We start from the raw sequence: 25,496 nt of genomic DNA, 5'->3' as shown, positions 1-25,496 counted from the left end.
CTAATTAACTCTAGATATATAACTTTTCTCTTCTGTATCAACTTTAACTATATCATTAACTTTTACAAATAAAGGAACTTTTATATTAACACCAGTCTCTAAAATTGCATTTTTAGAATTTTTGGATACAACTGAAGCACTATTAACGTCTTCACATTCTAAAACAGATAATTCTGAAAATTTCGACGGTTTTACATAAACTATTTTATCATTCAAAAAAACAATAAAACAAAAGCAACCTTCCTTTAACCAGTTTTTAGTTTCACCAATTATATCTAAAGAAACATCATAATATTCAAACGAATCTTCATTCATAAAATGATAGGAATTACTATCAAAATATAAATATTTAACTTTCAACTCAAATAAATCAGTAGATTTTAATTTTTCTCCCAATTTAACCGTTTTTCTTATAACTAACCCTGTAATAAAACTTTTTAATTTTAATCTATTAAAGGCTTGTCCTTTTCCTGGATTAACAAATTCATTTTCAACTATAATAAAAGGCTCATCGTTAATCTCAATCTTTAACCCAACTTTAAAATCTTTACTTTTAAAAAAAATCATAAATTCAATATTTTTTAAAAAATTTGAAAAATTCACTATCTAAAGACAGAATGATAATATCAGATTTATTAGAAAAAGAATTTTTATACGCATCTAAACTTCTATAAAAAGAATAAAATTCTTTATCTAGATTAAATGCTTCAGCATACATTTTAGTAACAACAGCATCACCATCACCTTTTATTTTTTTTGCATCTCTTAAAGCATGAGCAACTATAATTCTTTTTTCTTTTTCAGCCCATGCATGAATTCTAGCTGCGTCAGCTCTACCATTAGCTCTTATTTCACTAGCCACTCTTTCCCTTTCTGCACGCATTCTATTATAAACAGAATCTCTTACCTCATCTGGTAAATCTATACGTTTTATTCTAACATCTATAACGGATATTCCGATATTTTTTGTAGTGCTCTCTATCTCTTCTCTAAGCTTAAACATTAATTCTAATCTTTCACCATAAACAACTTCTTGAATAGTATGTCTACCAAATTCTGCCTTTAAATCAGCTAAAATTTTTTGTCTTAACAACTGTTCAGCTTTATTTCTTTGTCCACCAGTTCTTGTGTAATATAAAGCTAAATCATCTATTTGCCACAAAACATAAAAATCTACTAAAACGTCTTTTTTTTCTTTAGTTGTAATCCTAGAAAATTGAGAATCTAAAACTTTCAATCTCATGTCAAAAGGTTTGACTTCTTCAAGCATTGGAATCTTAAAATGTAACCCAGGATTATAAACTTTAGTAGAATTAATAGATTTATCAATTTTAAGTTTACCTAAAAACTCAACCAAAGCTTTATCAGTTTCATAAACAGTAAAGAAAGAATATGGGGTTAATATTAAAAATAATAAAAAAAATATAATATACAAAACTCTCATAAATATACCTCATTTATTTACTTTTATTTGTAAAAAAAGTACTGTCGCCGGCTTGATGTAAAAATTTATCTATAGGTAAATAAATTATATTATTACCACTTAAATCTACTAAAACTTTACTAGTTCTTGAAAAAACTGTTTCAAGCGTATCTAAATAAAGTCTAATACGAGTTACCTCTGGTGCATTTTTATATTCAGCTAAAATCAATTTAAATTTTATAACATCACCTTCTGCTATAAAAATAACTTCTTGTTTATAAGCATTTGCTGTTTCCAGTATTCTAGCTGCCTCACCCTTTGCTTCAGGTATGACTTTGTTTGCAAAAGATTCTGCTTGATGTTTTAATTGTTCCTTTTCTTCTTGAGCTTTTATTACATCATCAAATGAATTCTTTATATCATTTGGTATTCTAACATCTTTTAAAGCAACAACAGCAACATAAATTCCAGAATTATAAGAATCTAATATATGTTGTAATTGTTCATGAATTTCAGACGCAATTTGTTCTTTCCCCAAAGTCATTAAAAAATCTAAATCAGAATAACCGACGACTTGTCTTAAAGCACTATCAGCTGCTTCTTTCAAACTTTTATCTGGTTCAACTAAATTAAAAAGATACTTTTCAACATCACTTATTCTATACTGAACTTCTATTTCTGCAGTTATTATATTTTCATCTTTAGTTAACATATAAGACCCATAATGGCTACTTCTTTCTAACTTTTCTGTGTTAATTATCTGTTTTTTTTCAATAAAAAATGGTATCCAATTTGGACCCTGTTCGGTAATACGATTATATTTACCAAGTCTAGTAACAACAGCTTGCTCAGCAGGCTTTACTATATAAAAACCAATAATAAAATAAATAAAAAAAATAATAATAAAAAGCCCTACTATAAAATATTTATAATTATAAGGAAAAAACCTTAAAAAATTAAAATTAAAATATTTAAAAACCATAAAAATTAACCTTAATAAAAGCTATACATACAAATTAATAATTTTAACACATTCTTTTAAAAAAAACCGCTCTTTATTTTCAATAAAAAATGAATTATTACTAAACTTTTTTGTCCATTTCAATTGATTATCGGCTAATCTAAAAGTAGCTTTAATAATAGAATCAACTGCATCAATAAAATTCATTTTACCATTTAAATAAAATAATAAATCTTTATATCCGATAGATTTAAAAGAATTGAAATTTAAATTTAAATTTATATCAAACTCAGATTTCAAAAAAATAACTTCGTTCAAAAAACCACAATCTAACATGTTCCAAACTCTATCTTTTATTTTACAATAAAAAACATTTTTATTAAATGGTAATAAAAAAATATTAACAAAAGAAATTTTAAACTTTATTTTTTTATAAAAAGAATAAATTTTGGAAGTTAATTTATAATTTAAAAAAAAATCTTCATTTAAAGATTTTAAAAAAAATTGCAAATACCAAGCATACATCATTGTTCCTCCAACAAATAAAGGAATCTTATACCTATTTAAACAATCAATAATAATATTAAAAGAATCAAAACAAAAGTCCCAAACAGAATAAGAGTCCATTGGATTTTTTATATCTATTAAATGATGTCGAAATTTATTTCTTACGTCAATACATGGCTTTCCAGTTCCAATATCCATAAATTTATAAATCATGCTAGAATCAATATTTATAATTTCTAATGGAAAATAATTAAATAATTTTAAGGATAAATTAGTTTTTCCAACACACGTAGGTCCAAGTAAAAAAAATAAAAATTTATTATTCATACCTTAGAACATATAACTATTAATAATAACGAAATAATACTAACAACTTTTATTAAAGGATTTATAGCTGGACCTGCTGTATCTTTATACGGATCTCCAACCATATCACCAGTAACAGCTGCTTGATGTGCAAAAGAACCTTTGCCACCAAAATTACCATCTTCTATATATTTTTTTGCATTATCCCAAGCCCCGCCACCAGATGTCATAGATATTGCTAAAAATATACCAATTATAATAATACCTAAAATCATAGACCCTAAAGCAACAAATGCATTAATCTGTCCGAAAATAAAATATATAAACAAATAAAATAAAACAGGAAATATAACTGGAAAAGTAGCTGGTAAAACCATTTCAGATATAGAAGCTTTAGTTAATAAATCTATAACTTTTTCATAATCTGGTCTAACAGAACCTTGCATTATACCTGGAACATTAAGAAATTGATATCTTACTTCATCAACAACTTTGCCAGCTGCATATCCAACAGCCCTAATACTAAAAGCAGAAAATAAATACGGTATAATTCCTCCAAAAAATAACCCCACTATTACAAATGGATCTTTTAAAGAAAAAAGTAAATCATAATTAGGAAAATAATATTCTAAATCTTTAGTATAAGTAATAAATAAAACTAAAGACCCTAATCCAGCAGAGCCTATAGCATAACCTTTTGTAATTGCTTTTGTTGTATTACCAACAGCATCTAAATTATCAGTTATAATTCTAACTTCATGATTCATATTTGCCATTTCTGCTATTCCTCCAGCATTATCTGTTACAGGACCATACGCATCTAATGTTACAATTATACCAGATAAAGAAACCATACTAGCTGCAGAAAGAGAAACACCTATAATCCCACCTATACTATAAGAAATCAAAATTGCTAATATTACAAAAAATACTGGTAAAGCAGTAGATTCCATAGAAAAAGCTAACCCTTGAATTATATTTGGAGCATGTCCTTTTGTGGATGCACTAGCAATATTTCTAACTGGGTAAAAACTTGTGGAAGTATAATATTCAGTAACTAAAATTAAAAAAAATGTTAAAACAATTCCAACGATAGAACAACAAAAAATATTAAAACCTGTTAACTTAATGGATGAAAAATTAAAAACAGAATTAAATCCAATATAAAATTTAATAAAAAAAAATATAAAAACTAATGAAAAAAAAGCTGATAATAAAAAACTTTTATACAACGCACGCATTATTTTTGTATCAGACAACTTAACAAATAAAACTCCAATAATAGTAGAAAAAACACAAAAAGAACCAACAATTAAAGGATACATTATTAAACATTTACTAGATTCATCACTTAAAATAAATAATAAAACCATTGACGCTATTATTGTAACACAGTAAGTTTCATACAAATCTGCTGCCATACCAGCGCAATCTCCTACATTATCTCCTACATTATCTGCTATAACTGCAGGATTTCTAGGGTCATCTTCAGGTATGCCTATTTCAAGTTTACCAACTAAATCAGCGCCTATATCAGCACCTTTAGTAAAAATCCCTCCACCTAATCTAGCAAATACAGATATAAAAGATGCCCCTAATCCAAGAGCAATTAAAGCATGCATAATAACGCGCATTTCTAAATCTAAAAATAATAAAAATTTATAAAATAAAAAAATACCTAATAAACCAAAACCTATAACTAAAAGCCCTGTTACACTACCAGCTTTAAAAGCTATATCAAACGCTTTAGATAACCCATCTAAATAAGCTGCATTAGCAGTTCTAACATTAGCATTAACAGAAATTAACATTCCAACATATCCTACAAATGAAGAAAAACAAGCACCAATAAAAAAACCCAAAACATAATATTTGCCAAGTAAAAAATAAATAAATATAGCTAATAAAATACTGACAAAAAATATAGTAAAATATTGACGTTTAAGATATGCCTTAGCACAAGATTTAATATTATTAGAAATCTCTACCATTTTTGAATTACCCGTTGGATAAATCAAAATTTTTCTGGCAAAAAATAAAGAAAAAATAAAAGAAAAAATAATACCAATTATTATAATAAAATCATAAATATTCATAATTCCTCATACATTTAAAAAACCATTATCAAAAAACCATTGTTCAATTAAAATGGTCGCTGACAAAGCATTAATAGTGAAAAAATCTTTATTTTTTTTAAAATTTAAAATACGTCTAGCTTTCCAACTAGATAAATTTTCATCAATAAAAATAACATGTCCATTATAAAAACATCTGATTTTAAATGCAAATAAATCTATTTTATCTAATAATTGAGAATTATCATAACATTCGCTCATTGGATAACCAATTATAATAAACTTAGGTTTCCAAAAATTCAAAATTGAAAAAATATCAAAATATTTAATATCTAATTTATTAATTAAAATGGAAAATAATGGTGATGTATTAAATGTTAACGTTTCTCCAACAGCTACTCCTACATATCGCATACCAAAATCAAATCCCAATATAAACAAAATTACCTCAAATCAATAAAAAATAATTATAATAAATATTAAAATTTAAAAAGCATTTCAAACAAAACTTACTAATATATATTCTTTCTAATAAAATAAAATTTAAAAAAAATGCAATTGATAAAAAATGAAAATTTAAAAACAAAACAAAATAAATTAAAGAATAAAAAACATTAACTGATACAGCTAACAAAAGCGGAAAAAAATAAAAATTAAAACAATAAGAATAAAAAATCTTACTTTTTAAAAACATATAAAACATAATTTTTATACTGAAAAAATTTATATCAACAGGGAAAAATATAAAATGAGTGAAATATTTATAAAAAAGATAAGAATAAGTTGTAAAAATTCCAATCAATGGACCATAACCTAAAAATTCATCAAATAAAATAGAATATCCATTAAAAAAGCCACTAACATAAACCCAAGAAAAACCTAATTTAAAAAAAAAATTAATACGTATATCTAAAAAATACATGTTATTAACTTTAAAAAAAACCTTATTAATACCAAACCTAGAAGACTTACCACCGGCAAGAATAACAGGACAAAAATATCTTAACATAAATCATTTTCTAAAAAGAATTAATCCAAATGTAAGTAGAATCTAAATAATATTCTTTTTTCCAAATAGGAATGCAATGTTTTATATACTCAACTAAAGACCTACAACAATGGAAAGAACTCTTCCTATCAACAGAACTAACACGAACGATTAAATTTACATCTCCAACAAATAAAATCCCTTTTCGTTGCAAAATATAAATACTTAAAATATTTTTAGACAAAAAAAAATAATTACATTTATCCTGTAATAATGAAATAGCTAAAGACTCAAAAACATGATATTCAACTTTATCAACTGGCTTACCTAAATTAAAATTACGTATAACTCCAATAAAAAAAAAATCCGCACCAACATTTACATTATATGATAATTTAAGATAAGAAAAATCTATTTTAGAATCATAAAATTTAATAAAACAATTTTGCATTATTATCCCCCAGAAAAAGGCGGTAAAAGATACACAGTATCATTATCAGATAACACATGATTATCATTTAAAATATTACAATTATCAGAAAAAACGGAATTTTTAACAAGATAAGAAAACCCATCCAAAGATTTATTAAAAAATTTACATATTAATATTTCTCTTAAAATAATAATTGTTGTATCTTTGGGAACTTTAATAGACAAACATTTAGAAAAATGTTCTTGAAAAATCCCCATCATATTTACATTTACATTAATCATAATAAAAAAACCTAAAAAGGCTCATAGAAATAAACGTTTAAAACATCACCTTTTTTTGAACTATCACATAACCTTAAAAAAACAAAAGAATTTGATTCTACAAAAGACTTAACTTTAAAAGATTGTTGATCTTCCATTATTCTAACATGAAAATTATTTTTATAAAAAAATACAAAAGATTTTAAAAATAAATCAACAGTACGTTTTAAAACATAATCTTCCTCTAAAAACGCTTTTAAAGGACTTTCTAAAACATCACCCATAATATAACGAATAAAAGGATAAACAAAAAATCTCAATCCAATAATAGAAGAAATTGGATTTCCTGGCAAACAAAAAAAATAATGTTTATTTAAATAATTTGCAAATAAAATAGGCTTGCCAGGTTTTATGAAAACTCCATGAAAAATAATATCAATATTAAGTTCAGATAAAATTGATGGAATAATATCAGCTTTCCCCTTAGAAACAGCACCTGTAGTAACAATTAAACTAATCTCGTCTTTATTAATTAAATTATATATCTTAAATTTTAAATCATTTTTTAAATCCAAACTAATACCATAATAAGATACATCAATTGAAATTCTTTTAAAAAAAGATAAAAAATAGGTATATAAAGAATTATTAATAAAATTATTATTATAATCTAAATTAAATGAATCTATAATTTCATTTCCTGTACAAATTAAATATACTTTAATTTTACTTAAAAAAAACAAATTTTTCAAACCAAATGTAGAAGTAGAAACATAATTTTTTAACTCAAAAATACTACCCTTTCTAATAATAAAACTACCAATTTTAAAATCATCTCCAAAAATTCTAACATTTTCACCAAAAAATAAAACTTTTTCAAAAACAATTTCAAATGGATTATTAAAATCTAAACTAACATCCTCTAATCTAACAACAGTATCAAAAAATTCAGGTATTCTTGCACCAGTCATAATTTCTACAACATAATCTCCATCAAAAAAAACAGATGAAGTAAAATCACCAGCTTTTATTAAATCAATAATAAAAAATCTATTATAAACAAAATCAAAATTATATCTAATTTTACTAAAAACTAATGCATATCCATCCATAGCTGAAGTATTATAATTTGGTATATTTTTGAAAGAAAAACAATCAAAGTAACTAACTTCAAAAACACAACAATCTAACTTACAAATACCAATCTTTTTTAAAAAAACAGATTTTATTATATTATTAAATATAAAAGATAAAGAAGAAAAATAACTTATCATAATTCTTTAATTGTAGACACTGCATGAAGTAATAAATCCCCCAAAGAATGCAAACTTTCTAAGACAGCAGATGGTTTACCAGGTAAAGATACTATTAATGTTTTATTATAAATGCCACCAACAGATCTACTTAACCAAGAATTACTTGAATAAAAAGAACCATTAACACGTAAAAATTCACCTATACCAGGAACTATTTTTTGACAAAAATTACTAATAACATCAAAAGTAATATCTCTAGAAGATATACCTGTACCACCAGAAGTAATAACAATATCAGGTAAATAATTATCTATATAATTTTTAATGACATTTAATAAAATAAATTTATCATCCGGTAAAATAATACTAGTTATATTAAAACAAGAATTAGCAACAAAAAAATCTGATAAAACCTTTCCAGAAACATCATCATATCTACCAAAACTAGCTCTATCGCTGATAGTTATTAAAAATACACTTATGTTAGAAAATACAAATTTTTTATTTAAAAAATATTTTTGAAATTGCAATGGTAAATTATCTAAAGATCCAATAGGATTTTCACCGCCATCTTTAAACAACAATTTAACGTCATTAATATAGCTTAAAGGACTGAATTTTTTAGTAAGATCATAAACAGTTAAAAGTGCTGTTACAGCACCAACCATAGCTTCCATTTCAACACCAGTTTTAGCATGTGCAAAAACAAAAGAATAAACAAAAATACTATAAGAATCATCATCAATAAAAACATTTAAAAAAGCATTTTCTATATTTATAGGATGACAAAGCATAATAAAATTTGAAGTATGTTTTATTGAATTAATGCCAGCTATCTCAGCTAAAATGAGCGGATTTCCCTTTTCAATAAGACCATTTTTAATACGAAAACATACATCTTCTCCAACATAAATGGATCCAAAAACACATGCTCGTCTATAAGAAATTTTTTTAGCACTGATGTCAATAATTTTATAATAAGACATAACTCATTCCAAATTACAATTAACCACCTATATAAGAAAAAGTTTTTAAAATGCCAAAATTTTTGTCATGCAAAAAGTGAGACTTTTTCTTAATTTTTACTTTTTCTAATAAAAAATTAATTAAATCATTTTTCTTTTCTGAAGAATCTAAAAATTCTCTAAGAGAATAGGATTCTCCTCCAAATAAACATAAAAATAAATCCCCAAAAGAAGATACTCTTAATCTATTGCAATCCTTACAAAAAGCATTAGAATAAGGACTAATAAAACCAATCTTACCTAAAAAATTTGGGTTAGAAAAAATAACAGCTGGGCCTGATATTTTATCTTTTATTTTATCTTTAATCCATCCATTCCTATTTAAAAATGATATTAAATAAAAAGAACTAAAATAAAAATCATCTTTTCTCTTGACAGACAAAGTTTCCATTTGATCTATAAATCTAATGGTTAAGTTTTTATATTTTAACAAAGAATAAAAATTTTCAAAATCAAAAAAAGAAAAAAAATTAGACAATACGACATTTATTTTAACATCTATTCCATAATCTAAGCATGAAAAAATACCAGAAATAACAGTATCAAAATAATTCTTATTTGTTATAACAAAAAATTTATTTTTATTTAAAGAATCTAAACTAACATTCACTCCAGTAAACCCAGATGGTTTAAGATATTTAGCTAATTTATCTAATTTATAACCATTAGTTGTGAAAACTAAAGAATTTATAGAAGAAAAACTAGAAATAACTCTACCTATATCTAAAAAATCCTTTCTAACAGTAGGCTCACCACCAGTAAGCCTGATTTTAGATATCCCTAAAGTTGAAAAAGCAGATATCAAATTAAAAATTTCATCTAAAGATAAATAACTTTTGTCATTAGATTTATTAAAATCAGGTATACAATATTTGCAATTAAAATTACATAAATCTGTAATAGATAAACGTAAATAATAAAAAACTCTATTATAACTATCTCTTAAATCAATCATTGTTTATTTTTATCTAAGTTTGAAACAGAATGATGCATCCAAAATAAAGATATAAAAGTAATTAAAAATAATAACATAAAACAACTTGTCCAAATACCTAATATATCATTCAAAAAACCAAAAATAATGGGACAACAAAATCCACCTAAACCACCTATCAACCCTACAATACCTCCAACTGATCCAACATTATCGGGATAATAAACAGGTATATGTTTATAAATAGCAGCTTTGCCCAAAGACATAAAAAATCCTAACAAAAAACTCAAAATAACAAAAGGTATAACAGCAATTTTAAAACTAAAAACTATATCACCTGAAACACCTTGAATTATATAATTTGTTGCTGGATAAGACATAAAAAATAAACAAAATAATGATCCAATGTAAGTAATGTACATAACTTTTCTAGCACCCATTGTGTCTGATAATACTCCTCCCAAAGCTCTAAAAATGCTTCCAGGGAAAGAATAAAAAGCAGTTAGCATGCCTGCTGTTTTTATATCGACCCCATATACACCTATATAATATCTAGGCAACCACAAAGCTAACGCAACAAAAGCTCCAAAAACAAAAAAATAATAAAAAGAAAAACGCCAAACTTGAATATTTTTAAGTGGCTTTAATTGTTCTGAAAAATTAGACTTTGAACCACCATGCAAACGCCTATGTTGTGTATATGGATCATCTTTAGAAAAAATATAAAATAAAATAGCAATAATACAAAATAAAATGGAGTAAACTTTAGCAACACCATGCCAACCCAAAAATAATAAAAATGGCGCTCCAAAATTTGTTATAGCAGCTCCAAAATTACCCATACCAAATATACCTAAAGCAGTACCTTGTAAATTTTTAGGATACCATCTAGAAACATATGCTACTCCAACTGCAAAACCACCACCTGCAAAACCTATACCTAAAGCAGCTATAATACACTGATAATAATCATTAGCATAAGTTAAAAAATATAAAGACATTGAAGAAAAAAGCATCAAAATAGTAAATATAGCTCTACCACCATATAAATCAGCCCATATACCTAAAAAAAGCCTACATAAAGAGCCAGTTAAAATTGGCGTAGCAACTAAAAAACCAAATTGTGTATCGTTTAATCCCAGCTCATATTTTATTCTTATTCCTATAATAGAAAAAATTGTCCAAACAGAAAAACAAAAAGTAAAAGCTCCAGTACTTAAAACTAAAGCTCTTACCATATCTTTTTTACTTACATTCATATAAGTACTATTAATTTCAGACATTAATAACCTTTTTTATCTTAAAATTCTAACTATCTGATAACCAGTTCTTAAAAAATATAAATAAGGGAAACTAAATATATGTACTAATCTTGTAAAAGGAAATATAACTAATATAAGCATACCAAAAAATAAATGTGCTTTAAAAATAAAATGTTCTGATATAACATATAAATGTAAATTAGGTGAAAAAGTAAAGATACCTTGTACCCAATTCGCTAATGCTATCATCGTACTAGGATTATCAATATGAGAATAAGAAATAAAAATAGAAAATAATCCTAATAATAATTGGATGTACAACAAAAATAAAACATACATATCAGAAAAATTACTATTAGTACTAACTCTATCGTCAGACATACGTCTATATATTAATAATGTTAATCCAAAAAAACAAACAATTCCAGCTATACCTCCAGAAACCATAGCTAATAGTTGCTTATGATCTGCAGTAATAAATTTTGAATATATAAAATGTGGCGTCAATAAACCAAAAAAATGCCCACACATAAGAAATAATATGCCAAAATGAAAACAGTTACTACTAAAAAAGAATAATTTATTATTTAATAACTGACTAGAACTACTTTTCCAAGAATATTGATTGTTTTCATATCTAAAAATTGACCCTAAAATAAAAATAAAAATAGCAATATAGGGAAAATAAGAAAATATAAATATATTAAAAAAAGACATTATAACTCCTAATTAAACAAAAATTAAAAAATTCTTGTATCGTCTAAATCTTTATTAATCGAATAAAAAGAATTATTAGAAACAGCTTTTTCAACTACATCATTATCAGATTTTATAGCAGATAAAGATTCTAATGAACAAAATAAATTATAATAAATATTATTTATAAACTTTAATCTATATCCAAGTATAGCTATAATATTAATAACCTCTCCCAATAAAATAGAAGATTTATCAAGCGACAATACCGATAGATATTCCAAAAAAACAGGAATATAATCTGGCAATTCACCACCTAAAGGCATATCAAAATTTGAAGTTTTATATAAATTTTTCAAATCAATCATAGCCATACCTCTATCTCTAGAATCCCCATGAATATGTTCAAACAAATACAATGAAAATTGTTTTTGCCTATCAAACAAAGAAACATACTCTTCTTGCAAAAACAATAAATCATTTTTATCAATATAATCAATAAAAGATAAAATCATATTTATATATTTATCTTTTAAAACAGATTCTTCAAAAAGAATATTGCCAGCTAATTTAATATTATGTTTAAATTCATAATCAGGATATAATAACATAGTAGAAAAAACTTTATAAGTTTTAATTTTTATCAAAATTAAACACCACCAAATAAATTTTTACCCTTACAATCTCTAGATGTATTTAAATATTCAGATTCAACATTTCCTGTATTAAATCCACATCCACTTCTATATGCGAATGCATCACTCAAATAATCACGTCTGGCTGTAGGTATAACAAATCTATCTTCATAATTTGCTATGGCCATATATCTATACATCTCTTCAATCTGTATTTTATTTAATCCACTATAATCTAAAACATCAGAATTTATAAAGCCATCAACCAATTTAAATCGCATATATGCTTTCATTGCCAACATTCTTTTTAAAGATCTAATAACAACAAATTCATTTCCACCACTTAACATATTTGCTAAATATCTAACAGGAATTCTTAAATCACTAATATCTGGTAAAATACCATTTATACTATTTTTAAAAGAATTAATAGAATTTTGAATAGGATTTAATGGCGGAATATACCAAACCATAGGTAAAGTTCTATATTCTGGATGTAATGGTAATGCAATTTTCCATTCAACAGCCATTTTATAAATAGGTGAATTTTGTGCTGCCTTTATCCAATTTAAAGAAATGCCTTGAGATAACGCTGCTTCAATAACAGACTTATCATTAGGATCTAAAAAAATTTTTAATTGATTTTCATATAAATCTTGAACATCCTCTGTCAAAGCTACGGATTTTATTTTATCTGCATCATATAAAATAACTCCAACTGATCTAATTCTACCAACACAAGTTTCAGAACAAACAGTTGTTTCGCCAGATTCTATACGTGGATAACAAAAAATACATTTTTCAGATTTACCAGAATGCCAATTATAATAAACCTTTTTATAAGGGCATGCACTAACACACATTCTCCAACCACGACATCTATTTTGATCTACTAAAACTATTCCATCCTCTTCTCTTTTATAAATAGCTCCAGAAGGACAAACAGCAACACACGCAGGATTTAAACAATGTTCGCATAATCTTGGCAAATAAAACATGAAAGTATTTTTAAATTCCCCATAAATATCCTTATTAATGCCATCAAAATTATAATCCATACTTCTTTTAGAAAACTCGCCGCCCAAAATTTCTTCCCAATTTGGACCAGATTTTATTTTATCTAAATATTTACCAGTCAAAACAGAAACGGCGCGTGCTGATGGCGCATACAAAAACTTTTCAGAACTTTGTAAACAGCTATAATTAAATGTAAATGGCTCATAATAATCATCTATAACAGGTAAATCTGGATTTGCAAAAAGTTTTAAAAAAATATTTATTTTACTTCCCAATCTAGGCTCTAAATCACCATCATCATTAATTTTCCAACCACCATTCCATTTTTTTTGAGATTCCCAATTATTTGGATATCCAACCCCAGGTTTAGTTTCAACGTTATTAAACCAAACATATTCAACACCTTTTCTAGATGTCCAAACATTCTTACAAGTAACAGAACATGTATGACAACCTATACATTTATCTAAATTAAGAATCATACCTACATGAGCACGAACTTTCATTGCAAAACCTCCTTATCATACAAAGTGTTATCATATCCCCATTTAACATTAGATAATTTTCTAACAACAATAAATTCATCTCTATTAGAACCGACCGTACCATAATAATTAAACCCATAAGCCAACTGAGCATATCCACCTATCATATGAGTAGGTTTTAAAGAAACTCTAGTTACAGAATTATGTATACCACCTCTAAGACCACTAAATTCAGATAACGGTACATTAATAATTTTTTCTTGAGCGTGATACATTAAACTCATTCCTTCTGGAACTCTTTGACTTACAACTGCTCTGGCCACAATAACTCCATTAAGGTTATAAGCTTCTATCCAATCATTATCTACAACACCAATTTTTTTAGCATCTATTTCACTAATCCAAACTACAGGACCACCCCTATTAAGAGTTAACATCAATAAATTATCAGAGTATGTGCTATGTATACCCCATTTTTGATGCGGAGTTATAAAATTAAGCGCAACTTTTTTATAACCATTATCCTTAGAATTATCATCTAAATACATTTCTACAGTTTTTGTATCAATAGGTGGTTTATAAACACATAAACTTTCGCCGAAATCTCTCATCCAAACGTGATCTTGATAATATTGTTGTCTACCAGTTATAGTTCTCCAAGGTATGAATTCATTTACATTAGTATAACCAGAATTATACGAAACATGTTCAGATTCAATACCACTCCAAATAGGAGATGTTATAATTTTTCTAGGTTGAGCTTGAACATCTCTAAAACGTATTTTTTCAGCTGCTCTATCTAATGCCAAATGAGTATGATCCAATCCAGTACAATTACCTAAAGATTGCCAAGATTTCAAAGCAACCTCTCCATTCGTTTCTGGAGCTAAAAATAAAATAACTTCACAAGCATCTATTCCGGACTTTATATTTGGAAACCCATTATCAATATTAATGCCATTATGCAACCCAATTAAGTCTACTTCATGAGAAGTATTCCAAGCAATACCTTTACACATATTTCCAAATTTCTTCATTAAAGGACCTAAAGATGTAAATTGCTCATAAATAGAATAATAATCTCTTTCAACACATGTAATATTTTGCATAGTTTTACCAGGAATTAAATCAACTTCATTTAATTTCCAATCTTTCACATCTAAAGATTGTCCCATTTCACCTGGAGAATCATGCATAAGTGGGGTTAAAACAACATCTTTTTCTATTAAATCAAAACACTTATAATTATTTACAACATCTGTAAATGTTCTAGCAAAACCCTTATAAATTTCCCAATCAGTTCTTGTTTCCCAAACTGGGTCTATAGCAGCAGATAAAGGATGAATAAATGGATGCATGTCTGATGTATTTAAATCATCTTTTTCATACCAAGAAGCCGTAGGTAGTATTATATCTGAATACAAACCAGTTGTAGACACACGAAAATCTATATTTATCAATAAATCTAATTTACCACAAACTTGGTTTTCATTCCATACAACATATTTGGGTTTAGAATAACCTGATTTAACTGAATCATCTCCACTGACAGCGCTATCAATACCTAATAAAAATTTTAAAAAATATTCATGCCCCTTTCCACTAGCACCTAATAAATTTGAACGCCAAACAAACAAATTTCTTGGAAAATTAACTGGATTATCTGGATCTTCTGAAGAAAAACCTATTTTTCCAGATTTCAATAACTCAATAGTATACTTAATTACATCCAACCCTTGCTTTTTGGCATCATTAAATAAAGTTAATGGATTAATATTAAATTGTGGAGCAGATGGTAACCAACCTAATCTCTCGGATATAACATTACAATCTATTATAGTAGAATTAGCCCACTTATTTTTATTCAAAGAAACTGGAGACAACAGCTCATTGAGAGTTAATTTTTCATATTTCCATTGAGAAGTGTGTATATAAAAAAAAGATGTTCCATTCATTAATCTTGGAGGCCGCTTCCAATCTAAAGAAAATGCCAAAGGTAACCATCCAGCAAGTGGTCTTAGTTTTTCTTGTCCTACATAATGTGCCCATCCACCACCAGTTACTCCTATGCAACCACACATAATTAAAATATTTATTATACCTCTATAATTCATGTCCATATGATACCAATGATTCATTCCAGCCCCAGTGATTATCATACTTTTACCAGATGTTTTTTCAGCATTTTGAGCAAACTGCATGGCTAAACCTATAACATCTTCTTTTTTTACACCAGTTATATGCTCTTGCCAAAAAGGAGTATATGGAATATCATCATTATAACTTAAAGCAATATTTTTTCCACCTAAACCACGATCTATACCATAATTAGCTACTAATAAATCAAAAACTGTAGAAATAAAAATAACATTACCATTACATACAATTTTTTTTACAGGCACGTGTCTAAATAAAACATTATTATGATTAGTATTTTTAAAATACGTATGTTTATGATTTTCACCGCCATAATATGGAAATCCAACTGGCAATATAGAATCATAATTATCTATAAAGGATAACAAAGGTGATATATCAAATTTATTAATAACATCTATAGATTTCAAGTTCCACATTTTGCTGCCATCCCATCTAGATCCAACAGACCCACTAGGAACAACTACATTTTTTTTGATAACATCATAAACTAAAGGCTTCCATTCAGAATTTTTTTCTTTAGAAAATTCATTTAAATCAGATGCACGCAAATATCTTCCTGGAACAAAATTTTCTTCAAATTTATCCATGATTACTAAATAAGGCATATCTGTATAAGATTTTGCATAATCTATAAAATAATTGCTTTTATTTTCTGAAGATAAATAAAACTCTTTTAAAATAACATGACCCATCGCCATTGAAAAAGCTGTATCAGTTCCTTGCTTAACAGGTAACCAAAGATCGCATAACTTAGAGCCCTCATTATAATCAGGTGAAATAGAAATGGTCTTAGCTCCTTTATATTGAACCTCTGTGAAAAAATGCGCATCTGGAGTTCTTGTTTGTGGAACATTAGCACCCCAAAGAATAATGAAATTAGAATTATACCAATCAGCACTCTCAGGAACGTCAGTTTGTTCTCCCCAAGTTTGTGGAGAACTAGGTGGTAAGTCACAATACCAATCATAAAAACTTAAACAAACACCGCCAATTAAAGACAAATATCTAGAACCAGCAGCATAAGAAACCATAGACATAGCAGGAATAGGAGAAAAACCAAAAACTCTATCAGGACCATAAGTTTTTATAGTATAAATATTAGCAGATACAATTAATTCATTGATATCATCCCAAGAAATTCTAACAAACCCACCCTTTCCTCTATCAGACTTATATTGCAAAGATTTAGAATCATCTTTCTGTATAGATGACCATGCTTCAATAGGATTTTTAAACTCCATTTTAGCATTTTTCCACAAATTTAAAAGACTACTTCTAATTAAAGGATACTTCAATCTTGCAGAACTATAAATATACCAAGAATAGCTTGCGCCTCTTTGACATCCACGAGGTTCATGATTTGGTAAATCAGGTCTAGTTCTAGGGTAATCAGTTTGCTGAGTTTCCCAAGTTATAATACCATTTTTAACATAAATTTTCCAACTACAAGATCCAGTACAATTAACACCATGCGTAGATCTAACTATCTTATCATGTTGCCAACGCTTCCTATAAGCTTCTTCCCAAGTTCTATCTTCAGTAGTAACAATACCATGTTTATCAGAAAAAAAACTATCAATCTTCTTTAAAAAATTAAGACGTGAAAAAATATGACTCATATTTTTTCTCCTTTTACGTATAAAAAATTTAACATTTTACTTCAGCATTAGATCTTAAATAATACCACCAAGTAATTAAAATACATGAAAAGTAATAAATAACAAAAAAATACATTGCAATATTTGGAGTTCCAGTCATCTGTATTGACCATCCAAAAGATTTAGGAATTAAAAAAGCTCCATAAGCAGCAATAGCAGCACTAAATCCTAAAACAGAGGCGGATTCCTTAGGTATAAAAATCATAGGAATCATCTGAAAAACAGATCCATTTGCAATTCCAGTGGTAATAAACAATAAAATAAAACAAATGAAAAAACCCAAAAAATTCTTGTTATCAATAAAAAATAAAACACCAAAAACACAAACTATCATAACAAATAAATCTATAAAAGTAACTAAAGCTCCGCTCTTAACTTTATCAGATACCCACCCACCAATAGGGCGTATAAGAGCTCCACACATTGGCCCTAAAAATGCATAAGCTAAAGGATTAACTCCAGGAAATTGTGTTTTTATTAACAAAGGAAAAGCTGCTGAATAACCAATGAAAGAACCGAAAGACATAACATATAACCATGTTGTTAAATACATATGTTTTCTTTTAAAAATAACTAATTGACTTGATAAAGAACTTTTTACAGTAGGTAGATTATCCATAAAAAATAATGCTGCAACAGTAGATAAAATAACTGGTATAATCCAAATATACGCAGCATTTTGCAACCAAATAAATTTAATAGAGCCATCATTTAAAATTATTTTTTGAGGGGCTCCTGTTAAAATTTCAAAAAAACCAAAGCCAATAACAACAGGTACTAAAAATTGTAAAGCACTAACACCTAAATTTCCTAATCCAGCATTTAACCCTAAAGCAGTACCTTGATATCTCTTAGGAAAAAAGAAACTAATATTAGACATAGATGAAGAAAAATTACCCCCACCAAATCCACAAAAAGCAGCTAACGTTAACATAGTGTGATATGAAGTATTAACGTCCTGAACAGCATGCCCTATACCTAAAGCTGGAATTAATAAAGTAGCAGTTGAAAAAACAGTCCAATTTTTACCACCAAAAACAGGTACAGAAAAAGAATAAAAAACACGTAAAGTTGCACCGGTTAACCCAGGCACAGCTGCCAAAGTAAATAATTGATCAGTAGTAAAACTAAACCCAACACTATTTAAATTAACAGCTACAGCTGACCAAATAAACCAAACAGCAAAAGCTAACAATAAACAAGGAATAGATACAATTAAATTCCTATTAGCGACATACTTTCCCTTAGAATTCCAATAAGAAATATCTTCAGGATTCCAATCGCTTAAATAATGACTCATAAAGCAAACCTCATCAAAAAAATTTGATAAAAGTTTACTTCAAAAATACAAAAAAATCAATACAATAAAAAACTACATTCAGCAGTAAAACTATTCAATATAAGAAATATATTCAGCAACAGCAACCATTTGATCATCTGTCATACAACTAGATATATCGCGCATTATACCATTAAAATCATTTGATCTTTCTCCAGATCTAAATTTTTTCATTTGAGTAACCAAATAATCTTTATGTTGCCATTTTAAAATAGGAAACTTTGCCAATTTATTTCCATTTCCATCTATGCCATGACAACCAACGCATCCAGTAACTTTATTACTAGAATCACCATAAAAATAAATTTTTTTACCTAGTTCAAATCTAACTGAATTAGGAATACCTTTGCTCTTTTCCAATGGTTGTTTTGAAAAATGTTCTGCTAACTCAACTAATTCATTTTCACTAATACCTTGTAACATAGCAAACATATTAGGATCAAATCTATTTCCATCTTTACCTTTTTTAAATTCCATTAATTGCTTAATAACATAATCAAAATGTTGTTCAGCTATTTTAGGCCAAATAGGTACAATACTATTTCCAGACATAGTATGACAAGTAATACATCTGCTAAGCTTAGAAGAAGTTGCTGAATCTACAGCAAAAGAAGTATTTAAAAATAAAATAAAAAATAAACTAAAAAACAAAAAATTTTTACAAAAATTTACTAGACTCATAATATAAAAACCTTAGATAAAAAAGTAAAATTTAAAACAATAACTGAACTCTAAATCCTATGCCTGTAACTTGAAACCCAGGTGATTTACAATACATAAACTCATCTACAACACAATTAAGCTGAATTTTTAATTTTTGCGTTACAGTCCAATTTAATCCAAATAAAATAGATTCTTTTCTACCATCCGTTTGACAATATCCCATCAATAAAGGACCGTAATTTATCATATCAATAATACAATATTTAAACAACAACTCAAAAGCACCATAAGAAGAATATTGCAATATTGGTTCTAAAAATGAACCATTATAATGATCATATTTATGATAAATTCCATTCAAAAAATAAGAAAATTGAAAATAAAAAGAAGAATAAATTTCTTTATCAAAATCACGCCACCCAATATCAACAAAACCTAATTCTGTCTGAAAAAATAAAGATTTCCACATAAAAGCAAATTCAATATCAACTATATCTGATGTAACTATAACTCCATTGTATGCGTTTAACAACGAAGAATGAGTTTTAAAACACGGATTATCTCTATATGAAACAGATCTAAAAGGAAACCCACCTTTTTGATCTTCTTTTATCCGCTTATAATCAACACCAAAATGAAAAACAAAATCATCTGATCTAAAAAGATTTAAAAAAGATCTAAATGAAAAAACATATTTGAAATTAAGCTCTTTGTTTAAAGAATAATTTACTTCAGGTACTACAAAAGAAGATTTTAAACAAAAATTATTTGAATAAAAATCAAAAGAAATACCCAAAAATTTACCTTCTCCCATACCATTCAATAAAGATGTTTCTAAAAACATTCTATCTGACAATGGAGTTACTTGTTCCAATCCAAAAGGTAATAAAAATTGACCAATTTTAAAACCAAATCTGCTACAAGAAAAACTTAAATATGCTTCAGAAAGAATATCATCATAAATAAAATCTGTAACATTAAAACGTAAAAAATAATTAAAATTTTTATTTATTAAAAAACCATTAAATGTAAAATCTACATTTCTTAAATATCCGCCATATATAAATTCATCATGTTTATTTCCATGCCAAAACAAATAATCTGTTTGCACACATCCTTTAAAATCAAAAGAAATTTTTTTATTAGGTTCTGATGCAAAAATAAACGAACATAAAATAAAAAATAAAAATACAAACTTAAGTTCTAATAAAAATCTATTAATCATATTTCCTCTCATTCAAAAAAAATGAAAAAAGTTTATTAATAAATATATAAAAATTATTATACAAGCAATTTAAAAAAAACACAATTTTTATAAAATTTTTTTTTTCATCTTGTCTAAAAAAGACTTTTCATCTCCAACCTTTAAAAAACTTTTTTTCATTTTTTCATAATATTTTAACATTTTACTAATATCAGAAATATCTACGCCAGATCCTAAAGATATTCTACGCTTTCTTGATCCATTTATTAAAGAAGGAAATTTTTTTTCTTTTATCGTCATAGAATTTATTATAGCAATCATTTTAGAAAAAAATTTATTATCAAACTTATTTACTAAAGATTTATCTACAGAATAACCTCCTGGAATTTTATCTAATAATTTTTCAATACCACCCAACTCAATTATATACTTCAATTGTGTTTTAAATTCATCCAATCCAAAATTAATAATAGAATTTTTATTTATAGAACTATTCTTATCAAAACCTATATTATTATTTATTTCTTCCATAAGACTAGATAAATCACCAAATCCTAATATTCTTGATACAATTCTATCTGGATAAAAATAACTTATATCCTCAATATTTTCTCCAACACCAATAAAATATATAGGTTTTTTCATTAAAAAACTTAATGAAAGTAAAACTCCACCTTTAGAATCTCCATCCATTTTAGTTAAAAAAAAGCCAGAAACTTTAATATTAGAACAAAAAATATCAGCACTTCTAATACCATCTTGACCAACCATACTATCAACAACAAGAAATGAATAATCAGGTTTAGATACTGCACTAATATCAATTATTTCTTGCATCATAGAATTATCTATATGTGATCTTCCTGCAGAATCTATAATTAAAAAATCATAATTATTTAATCTTGAATATTTTATGGCTTTTTCAACTATAATTAAGGGACTGTCAGTAATAGTATAATCAGAAAAACAATTAATATTAACTTTATTTGATAAAATTAACAACTGTTCCAAAGCGGCGGGTCTATAAACATCACAACTTACAACTAATACAGATTTACTACATTTATATTTTATAAAATTAGCTAACTTAACTAAACTTGTAGTTTTACCAACACCTTGTAATCCAATAAAAAGAATCGTGCTTAATCCAATATTGTCTTTAAATAATTTGTCACAATTATCTAAACGACTATTTTTAAAAATATCCAAAAATTCGTCAACAACGATCTTTATAAAAATATCATTAGGAGAAGCTTTATTAACTATTTCAATTTTTTCTAATTTTTCACGAATCTTTTCTAAAAGATGTTTAATAACGGTCCAAGATACATCAGAATCTAATAACGTTTTTCTAAAATCTCTTAATAAATTTTTTATATCATATTCAGTAAGTCTTGTCTTACCAGCTATTTTCCCTAAAATATTGCCTATTTTAGAAGTTAAATTTTCTAACATAAAATAAAAAAAATTTATGTTGACATCCATATCAACATAAAAAAATAAAAACTAGCGTTTATCCTTCAACTTTCTAATAAGTCTAAGCTGAGCAACTGCAACAGCTAATTCATTTTTAACCTTAGCATAATCTATATTTGAACCTTTTTTAGAAAAAATTCTTTCACTATTAGCTTTAGCTTCTATAGCAGCTGCTTCATCTAAATTATCAGCTCTTATTACAGAATCTCCTAAAATAGTAGAAACAGTAGGCTGAACTTCTAAAATACCACCCAACATTATAAAAGAATTTAACTTTCCTGAACTATCTTCAAACCAAATAGGACCTATAGCCAAAGAAGTTAAAAAAGGAGTATGATTATATAAAATTTCAAGTTCTCCTAGAACACCCGTAACAATCAGCTTTCTAGAGTCACCAGAATAAATTTTCGTTTCAGTGGTAACTATATTTAACCTAAAGCATTTATCCATAAAAATAAACCTTAAAGAGTTTTAGCTTTTTCTAAAACTTCACTTATATCGCCAACCATATAAAAAGCTTGTTCAGGTATATTATCATATTCACCATTAACTATACCATTAAATCCATCTATAGTATCTTTTAATTTTACATACTTACCAGAAGATCCAGTGAAAATTTCTGCTACAAAGAATGGTTGAGATAAAAACTTTTGAATTTTTCTAGCTCTAGATACTATTAATTTATCTTCATCCGCTAATTCATCCATACCTAAAATAGCTATAATATCTTTTAATTCTTTGTATCTTTGTAAAGTATTTTGAACAGCACGTGCTACATCATAATGTTTTTCACCAACAACTAAAGGGTCTAACTGTCTAGATGTAGAATCCAAGGGATCAACTGCAGGGTAAATTCCTAATTCAGCTATTTGTCTTGATAAAACAACAGTGGCATCCAAATGCGCAAATGTGGTTGCTGGAGATGGATCTGTTAAATCGTCAGCAGGAACATATATAGCTTGTATAGAAGTAATAGAACCAACTTTAGTAGAAGTAATTCTTTCTTGTAATTCTCCCATTTCCAAAGCTAATGTAGGCTGATAACCTACTGCAGAAGGCATTCTACCTAATAAAGCAGAAACTTCAGTACCAGCTAAAGTATATCTATATATATTATCTATAAATAACAATACATCTCTACCTTCATCTCTGAATTTTTCTGCCATAGTCAAACCAGTCAATCCTACTCTTAATCTATTGCCAGGAGGCTCATTCATTTGACCATAAACCAAAGCAACTTTATCTAAAACATTTGATTCTTTCATTTCATGATAAAAGTCGTTACCTTCTCTAGTTCTTTCTCCAACACCAGCAAAAACAGAATAACCGCTATGTTCAATAGCTATATTTCTTATTAATTCCATCATATTAACTGTTTTTCCTACACCGGCACCACCAAATAATCCAACCTTACCACCCTTAGCAAAAGGACATATTAAATCAATAACTTTAATACCAGTTTCCAACAATTCATTTCCACTAGATAATTCTTCAAAAGTAGGTGCTTTTCTATGAATAGACATAGATTCTTTAGCATTAATAGGACCACATTCATCTATAGGATTACCTAAAACATCCATTATTCTACCTAAAGTTTCTTTACCTACAGGAACTTTAATAGGAAAATTTGTATTTTCAACAGCTAAACCTCTACGTAACCCTTCAGAAGACCCCATAGCTATAGCACGAACCACTCCATCGCCTAATTGTTGTTGAACTTCCAAAACTAAATTAAACTCTTTAACACGTAACGCATCATAAATATTAGGAATAGAAGTTCTTGGGAATTCAACATCAATAACAGCACCAATTACCTGTACTATTTTACCATTATTATTCATGAAAAAAAACTCCATATAAAAATCAAACTGCTTCAGCTCCAGCAACTATTTCTGACAATTCTTGAGTAATAGACGCTTGCCTTGCCTTGTTATACATTAATTTAAAAGCATTAATAAGTTCACCAGCATTATCAGTAGCACTCTTCATAGCCACCATTCTAGCAGCTTGTTCACATGCAATATTTTCCACAACTGATTGATAAACTAAAGATTCTATGTATCTTTTCATTAAAAGCTCAAACAATTTTTCTGGTTCAGGTTCGTATAAATAATCCCAAAGACGTTTCTTTGACTCAGCACCGCTAAAAACCTTGGTTTGAATAGGAATGATCTTTTCATAAATAGGTATTTGAGACATTGTATTTTTAAATCTATTATATAATAAATAAACAGAATCAACTTCTTTATTTAAATATAAATCAGACATTATTTTTATAATACCTAATAAATCAGATACTTGCGGATTATCACCTAAATTTGTAACGCTACCAACAACTGTTAATCCAACTCGTTTAGCAAATAACTCAGCTTTTTTACCTATTATAACAGCTTTTATTCCAACATTCTTAGTTTTAAATTCCAAAATGTTTTTCATGAAATGCTTAAAAAGATTAACATTTAATCCACCACACAAACCTTTATCAGTAGAAACCATTATAACGCCTACATTTTTTTCATCTCTAGCTGTAACAAAAGGATGTTTATATTCTAGAACTCCCTCTCCAACATTTTTAATAACATCTTTTATCTTTTCTGAATAAGGTCTAGATCTACCCATAGAGTCTTGTACCTTTTTCATTTTGCTTGCAGCTACCATTTCCATTGCTTTAGTAATCTTTTTTGTGTTTTGAATACTTTTAATCTTATCTCTTATTTCTTTAGCTTTGCTCAT

The 25,496-nt window shown here is 26.9% G+C and carries 24 protein-coding genes; all 24 read right to left on the bottom strand.

All coding sequences use genetic code 11. The features are described from left to right. The gene (gene efp, locus ESZ_RS00360; protein ID WP_176604827.1) at positions 1-567 is read right to left on the bottom strand and encodes an elongation factor P; all 567 of its coding nucleotides are present in this window, start codon (positions 565-567) and stop codon (positions 1-3) included. A 4-nt stretch (positions 568-571) separates the two neighbouring features. Continuing rightward, complete coding sequence (gene hflC, locus ESZ_RS00355) at positions 572-1,444, bottom strand: protease modulator HflC (protein ID WP_176604826.1); 873 nt, start codon at positions 1,442-1,444, stop codon at positions 572-574. Between the two features lie 13 nt (positions 1,445-1,457). Beyond that, on the bottom strand, positions 1,458-2,405 hold the full coding sequence (gene hflK, locus ESZ_RS00350; protein WP_176604825.1) for an FtsH protease activity modulator HflK: 948 nt from the start codon (positions 2,403-2,405) through the stop codon (positions 1,458-1,460). Between the two features lie 21 nt (positions 2,406-2,426). Further along, a complete protein-coding gene (locus tag ESZ_RS00345; RefSeq protein WP_176604824.1) occupies positions 2,427-3,218 on the bottom strand; it encodes a tRNA (adenosine(37)-N6)-dimethylallyltransferase in 792 nt (263 codons plus the stop codon). Further along, complete coding sequence (locus tag ESZ_RS00340) at positions 3,215-5,293, bottom strand: sodium-translocating pyrophosphatase (RefSeq protein WP_176604823.1); 2,079 nt, start codon at positions 5,291-5,293, stop codon at positions 3,215-3,217. Before ESZ_RS00340 ends, ESZ_RS00345 begins: the two co-directional genes overlap by 4 nt. A 6-nt stretch (positions 5,294-5,299) precedes the next feature. Beyond that, complete coding sequence (gene ruvX / locus ESZ_RS00335; protein ID WP_176604822.1) at positions 5,300-5,713, bottom strand: Holliday junction resolvase RuvX; 414 nt, start codon at positions 5,711-5,713, stop codon at positions 5,300-5,302. Positions 5,714-5,720: 7 nt separating this feature from the next. After that, complete coding sequence (locus ESZ_RS00330) at positions 5,721-6,281, bottom strand: NTP transferase domain-containing protein (RefSeq protein WP_176604821.1); 561 nt, start codon at positions 6,279-6,281, stop codon at positions 5,721-5,723. A gap of 10 nt (positions 6,282-6,291) precedes the next feature. Next, on the bottom strand, positions 6,292-6,711 hold the full coding sequence (locus tag ESZ_RS00325; RefSeq protein WP_176604820.1) for a molybdenum cofactor biosynthesis protein MoaE: 420 nt from the start codon (positions 6,709-6,711) through the stop codon (positions 6,292-6,294). Between the two features lie 2 nt (positions 6,712-6,713). After that, positions 6,714-6,974, bottom strand: a complete 261-nt coding sequence (locus ESZ_RS00320) for a MoaD/ThiS family protein (protein WP_176604819.1) — start codon at positions 6,972-6,974, stop codon at positions 6,714-6,716. A gap of 11 nt (positions 6,975-6,985) precedes the next feature. Continuing rightward, complete coding sequence (locus ESZ_RS00315; RefSeq protein ID WP_176604818.1) at positions 6,986-8,227, bottom strand: molybdopterin-binding protein; 1,242 nt, start codon at positions 8,225-8,227, stop codon at positions 6,986-6,988. Beyond that, the gene (locus ESZ_RS00310; RefSeq protein WP_176604817.1) at positions 8,224-9,195 is read right to left on the bottom strand and encodes a cyclic pyranopterin monophosphate synthase MoaC; all 972 of its coding nucleotides are present in this window, start codon (positions 9,193-9,195) and stop codon (positions 8,224-8,226) included. The genes ESZ_RS00315 and ESZ_RS00310 overlap by 4 nt, the downstream gene beginning before the upstream one ends. A gap of 19 nt (positions 9,196-9,214) precedes the next feature. Further along, complete coding sequence (locus ESZ_RS00305) at positions 9,215-10,189, bottom strand: radical SAM protein (RefSeq protein ID WP_176604816.1); 975 nt, start codon at positions 10,187-10,189, stop codon at positions 9,215-9,217. Continuing rightward, on the bottom strand, positions 10,186-11,451 hold the full coding sequence (locus tag ESZ_RS00300; protein ID WP_242012206.1) for an MFS transporter: 1,266 nt from the start codon (positions 11,449-11,451) through the stop codon (positions 10,186-10,188). The genes ESZ_RS00305 and ESZ_RS00300 overlap by 4 nt, the downstream gene beginning before the upstream one ends. A gap of 12 nt (positions 11,452-11,463) precedes the next feature. Then, positions 11,464-12,147: a respiratory nitrate reductase subunit gamma gene (narI, locus tag ESZ_RS00295; RefSeq protein ID WP_176604815.1), complete on the bottom strand. Its 684-nt coding sequence runs from the start codon at positions 12,145-12,147 to the stop codon at positions 11,464-11,466. Between the two features lie 23 nt (positions 12,148-12,170). After that, positions 12,171-12,773 (bottom strand): nitrate reductase molybdenum cofactor assembly chaperone, encoded by a 603-nt coding sequence (gene narJ, locus ESZ_RS00290; RefSeq protein WP_197923034.1) that lies wholly within the window; start codon positions 12,771-12,773, stop codon positions 12,171-12,173. A 2-nt stretch (positions 12,774-12,775) separates the two neighbouring features. Continuing rightward, on the bottom strand, positions 12,776-14,284 hold the full coding sequence (gene narH / locus ESZ_RS00285) for a nitrate reductase subunit beta (protein ID WP_176604814.1): 1,509 nt from the start codon (positions 14,282-14,284) through the stop codon (positions 12,776-12,778). Further along, the gene (locus tag ESZ_RS00280) at positions 14,281-18,042 is read right to left on the bottom strand and encodes a nitrate reductase subunit alpha (protein WP_176604813.1); all 3,762 of its coding nucleotides are present in this window, start codon (positions 18,040-18,042) and stop codon (positions 14,281-14,283) included. Before ESZ_RS00280 ends, narH begins: the two co-directional genes overlap by 4 nt. A 28-nt stretch (positions 18,043-18,070) precedes the next feature. After that, positions 18,071-19,381 carry an MFS transporter gene (locus tag ESZ_RS00275; RefSeq protein WP_176604812.1) on the bottom strand — a complete coding sequence of 437 codons (1,311 nt, stop codon included), beginning with the start codon at positions 19,379-19,381 and terminating at the stop codon, positions 18,071-18,073. Between the two features lie 90 nt (positions 19,382-19,471). Beyond that, a complete protein-coding gene (locus tag ESZ_RS00270; RefSeq protein ID WP_176604811.1) occupies positions 19,472-20,101 on the bottom strand; it encodes a c-type cytochrome in 630 nt (209 codons plus the stop codon). Between the two features lie 31 nt (positions 20,102-20,132). Beyond that, positions 20,133-21,308: a porin gene (locus tag ESZ_RS00265; RefSeq protein WP_176604810.1), complete on the bottom strand. Its 1,176-nt coding sequence runs from the start codon at positions 21,306-21,308 to the stop codon at positions 20,133-20,135. 87 nt (positions 21,309-21,395) lie between these two features. Next, positions 21,396-22,742 carry a signal recognition particle protein gene (locus tag ESZ_RS00260; RefSeq protein WP_176604809.1) on the bottom strand — a complete coding sequence of 449 codons (1,347 nt, stop codon included), beginning with the start codon at positions 22,740-22,742 and terminating at the stop codon, positions 21,396-21,398. Positions 22,743-22,793: 51 nt separating this feature from the next. Beyond that, positions 22,794-23,213, bottom strand: a complete 420-nt coding sequence (locus ESZ_RS00255; protein ID WP_176604808.1) for a F0F1 ATP synthase subunit epsilon — start codon at positions 23,211-23,213, stop codon at positions 22,794-22,796. 11 nt (positions 23,214-23,224) lie between these two features. Further along, positions 23,225-24,604, bottom strand: a complete 1,380-nt coding sequence (atpD, locus tag ESZ_RS00250) for a F0F1 ATP synthase subunit beta (RefSeq protein ID WP_176604807.1) — start codon at positions 24,602-24,604, stop codon at positions 23,225-23,227. 22 nt (positions 24,605-24,626) lie between these two features. Beyond that, positions 24,627-25,496, bottom strand: coding sequence for a F0F1 ATP synthase subunit gamma (gene atpG, locus ESZ_RS00245; RefSeq protein ID WP_176604806.1), 870 nt, complete (start codon positions 25,494-25,496; stop codon positions 24,627-24,629).

The sequence above is a fragment of the Candidatus Azoamicus ciliaticola genome (assembly GCF_902860225.1).
Taxonomy (GTDB): Bacteria; Pseudomonadota; Gammaproteobacteria; order UBA6186; family Azoamicaceae; genus Azoamicus; species Azoamicus ciliaticola.
Note: the sequence above shows the minus strand (reverse complement) of the source record. Positions and strands in the feature narration are given on the sequence as shown.